Here is a 7943-nt window from a genome sequence, read left to right as displayed (position 1 = left end):
ATTTTATCGCAGATAAAATCTTTGCGCCTTACAACATGAAGTATTCAAGTCTTTTGCGCCTTAGCGTTTACCAACACATTCTATCCTAAGATCTGTGTCATCTGTAGTTCTATAAAAATTTTATAAAAACATCAATCCATTGAATTTACGAGTACAAAATAGCGATACGCCAAGATTCCTTTTTCAATTTTTGTTAACTGGTTAGGATCTTTCTTACTCAGAGATGGAAGTACCTTTTTATTGACTGCATTCAGCAGCCGGAAAAATGATTTTTTCATATCTTTATCTTTTAAATGAAACATCATTGAATCCATATGAGTTCAAAAATAATGCAAATCTTTTGAAATCCGGATTGTATGGTTTTCAATTACTTAATCAACTACAGAAAGGGATGGATGAAATTTTCAAACAACAGGTCTACGAAGTGGCGAAACTTATTCCCAAGGGCAGGGTTTCTACATACGGAGCTATAGCCAAAGCTGTGGGCTACCCGAATCATTCCCGTCATGTAGGGAAAGCTATGGGAGGATGTCCTGAAGATGTTCCTGCTCACCGTGTGATTTCAAGTTCAGGAGTGCTCTCTGTTCCTGAATTTCAACCAAAGCTGGAAGCGGAAGGTCTTACGATAGAAAATCTTAGGATAAAAAATTTCAAAAAACTGTTTTGGAATCCGATGGAAGAGCTTTAATACATTTATATTTCCAATAATTAGCTTCCGATAGCTTCTTTTACAGCTATAGCAAATGATTTTGCTTTGGTATAAAGATTTTAGTCTACAACCTATATTAAAAAATTCATCCACCGGCATTGCCAATGGATGAATTTTTTTGTAACAGTGAGTGTAACTTATTGAATTATAGAATAAATACGCCTGTTCTAAACAGTTGTTATTTCAGACTTTTCAAGTTATCTTTCAGCCTTTTATTCTCTTCTTTTAATAAGGTGATATAAGATTGTAGGTTCTCAACAATAGTTCCTGGGATATTATCATAATTATTCTGAGTCACGATGGCATTTGCAGATTTGTCATTAAATACCGGATGATCATTATTCACAATAATTTTAGACTCCTCTTCCTCATATATTTCCTCTACAGGAACTTCTAAAAAACGGGCAATTTTGTCCCATTCATCTTTAATGATCTTTACATCACCACTTTCTTTTCTGCTGTAGTTGGATACATCCGTTGCGATAAAATCAGCTACCTGTTGCTGGGTATAGCCTTTTTGCTTTCTTATGATGCGTAATTTTTCTTTTTGCATGACCGACATTTTATACAAAAATGGCAAAAAAGCATAAGCTATACAATAAAAAGTAAAAAAAAATATGTTTTAAAGAATAAGATTAAAGATAAATGAAACTAAACTTAAAAATACAGGTGCTATTTGATTTAATTGTTGAAAATTTTCTTCGTATTAGCCGTTTATTTTGCAATAACTTCCGAGTGATCAAAGATTATTTGGTAAGAGATGAGATTTAAACCTTATAGGTTTCTAAAACCTATAAGGTTTAATACAATAATATATTCATTTAGATACTGTTGATGATTTTTGGATTGTTTTTATTTTTTGTAAAACGCAAAGAATTCTTCATGTATTGTGAAAATTTTAAGACGCAAGAAAATCAAAGATTTTCAGCATGGGACATGATAGAATACTATTAGATTTTCTCGCAGATTCAGCAAATGCTGATTAAAATCTACGTAATCTGCAAAATCAGCGTGAGATAATAAAATATACCGTAAACAATTTTATCGGAGATAAAATCTTTGCGCCTTAAAAGCATGAGTTATATCAAAAAACTTGCGCCTTTGCGTTTTTCCAAACTTTTCATACAAAAAAAGACTGCTTCAAAATGAAACAGTCTCTTGCGTATTATTATTTTTCAAGTTGCTTATAGCTTCTCTGTATGAAATCTGTCAGGTCTTTTCCTTTCAGTAGGTTCTGTGAAAGCTTGGCAAGGTCCAGAGCATATTTGATCAAATTTTGCTTTTCTTCACTACTTTCTGTCTTTAAAATCTGATTGGAAAGTTCACTGTTGGAATTGACAACAAGATTGTACATTTCCGGGAATCCACCCATTCCGAACATTCCGCCTCCGCCAGTAGCCTGCATTTCTTTCATTCTTCTCATAAACTCTGGCTGAGTGATGGTGAACGGAGCATCACTGCTGTCAAGGTCTTCAAGCTGAACCGTAAATTTAGCATCCTGTATTGCTTCTTCTACATTTTTTTTCAAAGATTCCTTTTCAGTTTCATTTAATTTTGAAATAACCGGTTCATCTTTTTTGATCAGGTTATTGATATGATCAGCATCTACTCTTGCGAATGAGATGTTTTCTTTGGAAGTTTCCAGTTTCTGGATAACGTGAGGAATGATAGGAGAGTCTAATAAAAGCACCTCATATCCTTTATCTTTTGCAGATTGGATGTAGCTGTGCTGTTCGTCAGCATTGGTAGCATACAGAACAACTAATTTGTTGTCCTTATCTGTTTGTGACGGCTTGATTTTCTCAACTAATTCATCCCATAAAAAGTATTTTCCGTCTGTGGTAGGATACAACGTAAATTTATCTGCTTTTTCAGAAAACTTCTCTTCAGTGATAATTCCGTATTCGATAACGATTTTAATATCGTTCCATTTTTTCTCATAATCTTCACGATTTTCGTTGATCAGAGAAACCATTTTATCAGCTACTTTTTTAGTGATGTAAGAAGAAATTTTCTTTACAGCACCGTCTGCCTGAAGATAAGAACGGGATACATTCAACGGAATATCCGGAGAGTCGATAACTCCTCTGAGAAGCATCAGGAAATCCGGAACGATACCTTTTACTTCATCTGTTACAAATACCTGATTCTGGTAGAGCTGGATCTTATCCTTGTCGATATTCAGATTGTTGCTCAGTTTTGGGAAGAATAAAACTCCGGTAAGATTGAAAGGGTAATCAACATTAAGGTGAATATTGAACAGAGGTTCATCAAACTGCATTGGGTACAGTTCGTGATAGAACTTCATATAATCCTCGTTGGTTAGCTCGCTTGGAGCGATAGTCCATGCCGGTGTAGGGTTGTTGATGATATTATCTACTTCTTCTGTTTCCGCAACTGCATCTTCAGGGGCGTCTTCCGGTAAAGGCAGGGTATGTGTTTTTGTTCCGAATTTAATAGGAACAGGCATGAATTTATTGTATTTTGATAATAGCTCACGGATTTTTCCTTCTTCTAAAAACTCTAAAGAATCTTCTGCAATGTGAAGGATGATTTCTGTACCTCTGTCTGTTTTATCTGTGGTTTCCTCAAGGGTGAATTCCGGGCTTCCATCGCAGATCCATCTTACAGCGGGTTCATCTTTATATGATTTGGTAAGGATTTCCACTTTTTCAGCTACCATAAATGCAGAGTAGAATCCAAGCCCAAAATGTCCGATAATTCCGGAATCTTTTGCAGAATCTTTATACTTTTCCAAAAACTCTTCAGCTCCGGAAAATGCAACCTGGTTGATGTATTTTTCAACCTCTTCACCCGTCATGCCAATACCCTGATCGATGATGCGTAACGTTTTTTGTTCCTTGTCAATTTTAACCTCAAGTTTTGGGTTTCCATATTCAACCTTAGCCTCTCCGATACTTGTCAAATGCTTTAATTTCAATGTAGCATCAGTAGCATTAGAGATTAACTCTCTTAAAAATATTTCGTGGTCGCTGTAAAGAAACTTTTTAATAAGAGGAAAAATATTTTCAACAGATACATTAATATTTCCTTTAGTCATAATATTTTAGATTTTAATTGTTCAACATACTTCTCAAAAAAAATACCACAGCGAAGAATGTGACAGAATGACATTTTTTTTATGAGAGGTCTATTCATCCCTTTTATTATATTTACCGCCAATTATAATAACAATATGGGAATCTTTAATTTTTTTAAGAAAAAAGAAAACAGACAGGAGGAAGTTTATGCTCCGGTTCAGCACAATGAAACATCAGATAAAAATGTAATGGCAGAAGCTGAAGAAGTGGAAGTAATGGTAGATACATTACCTGAACAACCTTCACAGCCGGTTGAAGAAAAGAAGATCAATAATGAATATGAAAAAATAAAGGTTTACAATGATTATATTGTCTATTCCATTGCGCTTCAGCTAAAGGGTGATTATGCTCCTATTTCTGCATTTCAAAAGGAAAATGGTGAAGTGGAAGGCTTTGCTTATATGGTGAAAGATGCTACCTATATGTTTTCAATGGAAGATGCTATTGGAAGAATGGAAGAAAAGTTTGAGTCCGAACTTAAAGAGGGTAAGATCAGGTCATATATGATTTTATACCATTCTAAGTTTGACGATAATGACAACCACGAAGTGGCAACAAAGGAGGGAGAGTTCAAATCTATCACGCTTTCCTATCATTGTAAAGGTTTTGATAAGGCTAAAACTGCGTTGTCTTATGTTTTTGAAAACCAAAGTATTACTTATAAAGGCTTTTCGGAATTTTCTCAGGAAGAAAATAATGAAATCATGAATCACCAGTTGGTAGAAGGTAAAGAGTACTTCACCAATATAGAAGAAATTAAAATACCGGAATGGGTTAATGAAGCCGGGATCATTATTAAGAAATCAAATGTGCATACGCTTGCAAGCACGTGGGGTGGTGTTTTCGGATTTGAAAATTTTCAGAATCAGGAAGAATTTTCTCAGTATTTGATTCATACCATGTCTTTATTTAGAATGGAAGATCCTGCTTATGACCAGGATAAACTGAAGTACACAGAATTTAAAGATGTAAAATTCAAGCCGGTGCTTTCCGATGATTTTAATACCATGTATCCGGAAGTAAAAACTGATTTTTCCCTGAATTTTGAGACAAAGGAAATTAACGAATGGGAAAATGTGAACAACAATGAAGCGGTGATTGGAGGTTCGGCAAGAGATACCTTTGGACTTTGGTTTTTCGCAACGGATTATGTGAAGAATAGGAACAGATATTTAACACAGACAAATTTAAATGTTAATATCAGTGGGATTATTTTTGTACTGGATCTTCATGAGAACTTTGAGTTACCGGACGGAACGATAACCGGAGAGGATTTTACAGCGTATAAGCCAAGTCAGGACCTGCCTAATTATGGATGTTTTGATTTTATAGGTAAAATTATTGACTTCAGAGAAACGGAAGTACTGGCAGATGGAAGCGCTAAAGGCTATATCCTGAAATTAAAATTGATTACAAATTCTGAAATGGAAGACTTCTTTACCATTGATGCTTTCGTTAGTAAAGGAAATATGAGATTTGAAAGGCTGACAAAAGGAATGCAGGTTGCCGGAGCACTACAGCTGCAGGGTAGGATTGCAGAATAATAATAAGCATACAAAAGAAAAACGGTCTGAAAATTCAGACCGTTTTTTATTTTAATTGAAATAAATTATTTGTTTTTCAATTCTTCCTTGATTTTATTTTCCAATTCCTCAGCAAGATCAGGATTATCTTTTAAAACATCTTTTACAGCATCACGTCCCTGACCTAATTTAGTCTCTTCGTAGCTGAACCAAGAACCGCTTTTCTTTACAATTCCCATGTCTACTGCAGTATCAAGGATTTCTCCTACTTTAGAAACTCCTTCTCCATACATAATGTCAAATTCAGCCTGTTTGAAAGGTGGAGCGACTTTGTTTTTCACAATCTTCACTTTCACACGGCTTCCGATAGCTTCGTCACCCTGCTTAATTGGAGCGCTTGCTTTTCTGATATCCAGTCTTACAGAAGCATAGAATTTAAGAGCATTACCACCGGTAGTTGTTTCAGGGTTTCCGAACATAACACCGATTTTTTCTCTCAACTGGTTAATGAAAATTACCGTACATTTTGTTCTTGAAATAGTAGCCGTAAGTTTTCTTAATGCCTGAGACATTAATCTTGCATGAAGACCCATTTTAGAATCCCCCATTTCCCCTTCAATTTCAGCTTTTGGAGTAAGCGCAGCTACAGAGTCAATAACAACAATGTCAATAGCTCCTGAACGGATAAGATTATCCGCAATTTCTAAAGCCTGCTCACCGTTATCCGGTTGAGAAATAATAAGGTTTTCTAAATCAATTCCTAATTTTGCAGCATATGTTCTGTCGAAAGCATGCTCAGCATCAATAAATGCCGCAATACCACCTGCTTTTTGAGCTTCAGCAATAGCATGAAGAGTCAATGTTGTTTTACCTGAAGATTCAGGCCCATATATTTCAATGATTCTTCCTCTTGGATATCCACCTACGCCTAATGCGATATCTAATCCTAAAGATCCTGAAGGAATAACTTCTATGGTAGTGTCTACGGCAGCATCCCCCAGAGTCATTACAGTTCCTTTTCCGTATGTTTTATCTAATTTGTCAAGCACTAATGCGAGTGCTTTTTTCTTATCTTCAATGTTACTCATCGCTATTAAAATATTTCTCAAAAATACATAATTTAAATATCAAAAACTAATATTATTTATGGGTAAAACCTGTTTTTAAAGTTAAAAAATGATAAATTTTTACTACTGATCTCATTCATAACTAAGCAGATGCAGAATATAGCTTCCGGGAAATTTTAAAATATATTTTTTATCTGCAGAACAGATGTTTTCTAATGAAAATTTGAGTTTTTTGTGATGTTCAGATAATCTTCAAGTACCTTCATCTGATCCTTATTTCCTCTTTGTATTCTTGCCTTCCGGCTTACCAGCCTGTCATAGATTTTATTAAAAAATATTTTGGATTTCGGAAATAATTTTTTATTGGAAACTTCCGGAATTTTTAGTCTTTTACAAACTTCGTCACCCAAAAGAAACCAGGTACAGCAGATGTGGAGATACCTTAAATTTTTTCTTTGGAACTCAAATTTTAAAATAGGGTTTTCTAATGATTCATTCAGTAAAGAATGGGCAAGGAGAACAGAATCTTTATCTGAAGGTGGCTGAACTGAAGTCCATAGAAAGAAATATTCTGTAGCCTGCTTTTTGTTATCCGGAAGAAGCTGCTCCGGAATTCCCAGTAGATATCCTACATATTTCCATAGGTGGAAAATACCTTGTTCTTCTTCCGCAGAAAAAGTATTGCCCAGTTTTTGAAGGCTGTGAAGAAAAACGAGGCTGAACCCAATATAAGTAGCCATCATATCCCAGGAATTGATGGGCTCTCCCCAGTTTTCAGTGTCCCAGTCTTTATAATGTTTTTTTATGGAAAGCCTGGCATAGGAATGAATGAGACGGGTTTTTATTGCAAATTCATAACCTTTTGCATGAGGTTCCAGTGCATTGTAGCGGGTAACATTCACCCAGAAGTCCAGTGTTTCCGAAAGACGCTTTACAGCCCCTTTTTTCAAGGCTTCCGTTACAACCAGCGGCTTATTAAGATAAGCATAATCATATCCTCCAATCAGGCAGTAATCCCGTAGGGAGATCAGAGAATCGAGATTGCTTCTCATACAAAGCTCAGCGCCGCTTTTGAGCAGGTTATAATCAAGCCACTCAGGAATCTTTTGAGTTTGGGCAAATAATTTTTTTACGCTGTCAGGAACATTGTCGGTTTCAGAAACTCCATTGCGGATATAACCTTCAATTTCTCTGGAGGCTTCCTGGTATTTTTTTGTAAAATAAACTTCTTTTACAACCTCATCACCAATTTCGTCTACATGATAGAAAAACTGAGAATATTTCTCAAAGTTTTCAAAGCTTACTTCAGCTCCTGAAAATTCAATAAGCAGCTTTCCGTTGCCTTCTTTCCAAAAGTTTTTAAAGTGAGGAGAGTCTTTAAACCGTGGTTGTATCATTGTTCTTTCCATGTTACATAAAAGTACAAGTTTTACACCGAAATTCCCTGGTGAGATTTATCAGGCTATTATATGAAATGTTATTCCGGGCCTTCAAAAAAATAACACAAACGGGTTATTTTTTTGTCTCCATAAAAATCCAAACT

7 protein-coding genes are annotated in these 7943 nt (G+C 35.3%); 2 read left to right on the top strand and 5 right to left on the bottom strand.

Annotation, left to right across the window (positions count from 1 at the left end; genetic code table 11):
- Nucleotides 1-131: 131 nt before the first annotated feature.
- Entirely contained in the window at nucleotides 132-278 is a 147-nt protein-coding gene (locus MP477_RS14400) for a hypothetical protein (RefSeq protein ID WP_230038097.1), read from the bottom strand.
- A gap of 26 nt (nucleotides 279-304) precedes the next feature.
- On the opposite strand from MP477_RS14400, the gene MP477_RS14395 reads away from it, so the two are divergent.
- Nucleotides 305-688, top strand: coding sequence for an MGMT family protein (locus tag MP477_RS14395; RefSeq protein WP_306552763.1), 384 nt, complete (start codon nucleotides 305-307; stop codon nucleotides 686-688).
- Nucleotides 689-887: 199 nt separating this feature from the next.
- On the opposite strand, the gene MP477_RS14390 is transcribed toward MP477_RS14395, so the two are convergent.
- Together MP477_RS14390 and htpG are read right to left on the bottom strand one after the other, a co-directional pair.
- Nucleotides 888-1262: a helix-turn-helix domain-containing protein gene (locus MP477_RS14390; RefSeq protein WP_230038095.1), complete on the bottom strand. Its 375-nt coding sequence runs from the start codon at nucleotides 1260-1262 to the stop codon at nucleotides 888-890.
- 615 nt (nucleotides 1263-1877) lie between these two features.
- Complete coding sequence (gene htpG, locus MP477_RS14385; RefSeq protein WP_257190948.1) at nucleotides 1878-3770, bottom strand: molecular chaperone HtpG; 1893 nt, start codon at nucleotides 3768-3770, stop codon at nucleotides 1878-1880.
- 81 nt (nucleotides 3771-3851) lie between these two features.
- Between htpG and MP477_RS14380 the strand changes: the two genes are divergently transcribed.
- Nucleotides 3852-5354: a hypothetical protein gene (locus tag MP477_RS14380; protein ID WP_257190947.1), complete on the top strand. Its 1503-nt coding sequence runs from the start codon at nucleotides 3852-3854 to the stop codon at nucleotides 5352-5354.
- Between the two features lie 65 nt (nucleotides 5355-5419).
- On the opposite strand, the gene recA is transcribed toward MP477_RS14380, so the two are convergent.
- Nucleotides 5420-6421 (bottom strand): recombinase RecA, encoded by a 1002-nt coding sequence (recA, locus tag MP477_RS14375; RefSeq protein ID WP_047490101.1) that lies wholly within the window; start codon nucleotides 6419-6421, stop codon nucleotides 5420-5422.
- Nucleotides 6422-6612: 191 nt separating this feature from the next.
- On the bottom strand, nucleotides 6613-7809 hold the full coding sequence (locus tag MP477_RS14370) for an oxygenase MpaB family protein (RefSeq protein ID WP_257190946.1): 1197 nt from the start codon (nucleotides 7807-7809) through the stop codon (nucleotides 6613-6615).
- Nucleotides 7810-7943 lie beyond the last annotated feature (134 nt).

The sequence above is a fragment of the Chryseobacterium sp. WG23 genome (genome assembly GCF_024586575.1).
Lineage (GTDB): Bacteria > Bacteroidota > Bacteroidia > Flavobacteriales > Weeksellaceae > Chryseobacterium.
The sequence above is the reverse complement of the archived record's forward strand: the minus strand, read 5'-3'. Positions and strand labels throughout refer to the sequence as shown.

Bases quoted from the DNA above. Each gene is read 5' to 3' on its own strand.
- MP477_RS14400 (WP_230038097.1), bottom strand. From the start codon at position 278: ATGAAAAAATCATTTTTCCGGCTGCTGAATGCAGTCAATAAAAAGGTA.
- MP477_RS14390 (WP_230038095.1), bottom strand. From the start codon at position 1,262: ATGCAAAAAGAAAAATTACGCATCATAAGAAAGCAAAAAGGCTATACC.
- htpG (WP_257190948.1), bottom strand. From the start codon at position 3,770: ATGACTAAAGGAAATATTAATGTATCTGTTGAAAATATTTTTCCTCTT.
- MP477_RS14380 (WP_257190947.1), top strand. From the start codon at position 3,852: ATGAGAGGTCTATTCATCCCTTTTATTATATTTACCGCCAATTATAAT.
- recA (WP_047490101.1), bottom strand. From the start codon at position 6,421: ATGAGTAACATTGAAGATAAGAAAAAAGCACTCGCATTAGTGCTTGAC.
- MP477_RS14370 (WP_257190946.1), bottom strand. From the start codon at position 7,809: ATGGAAAGAACAATGATACAACCACGGTTTAAAGACTCTCCTCACTTT.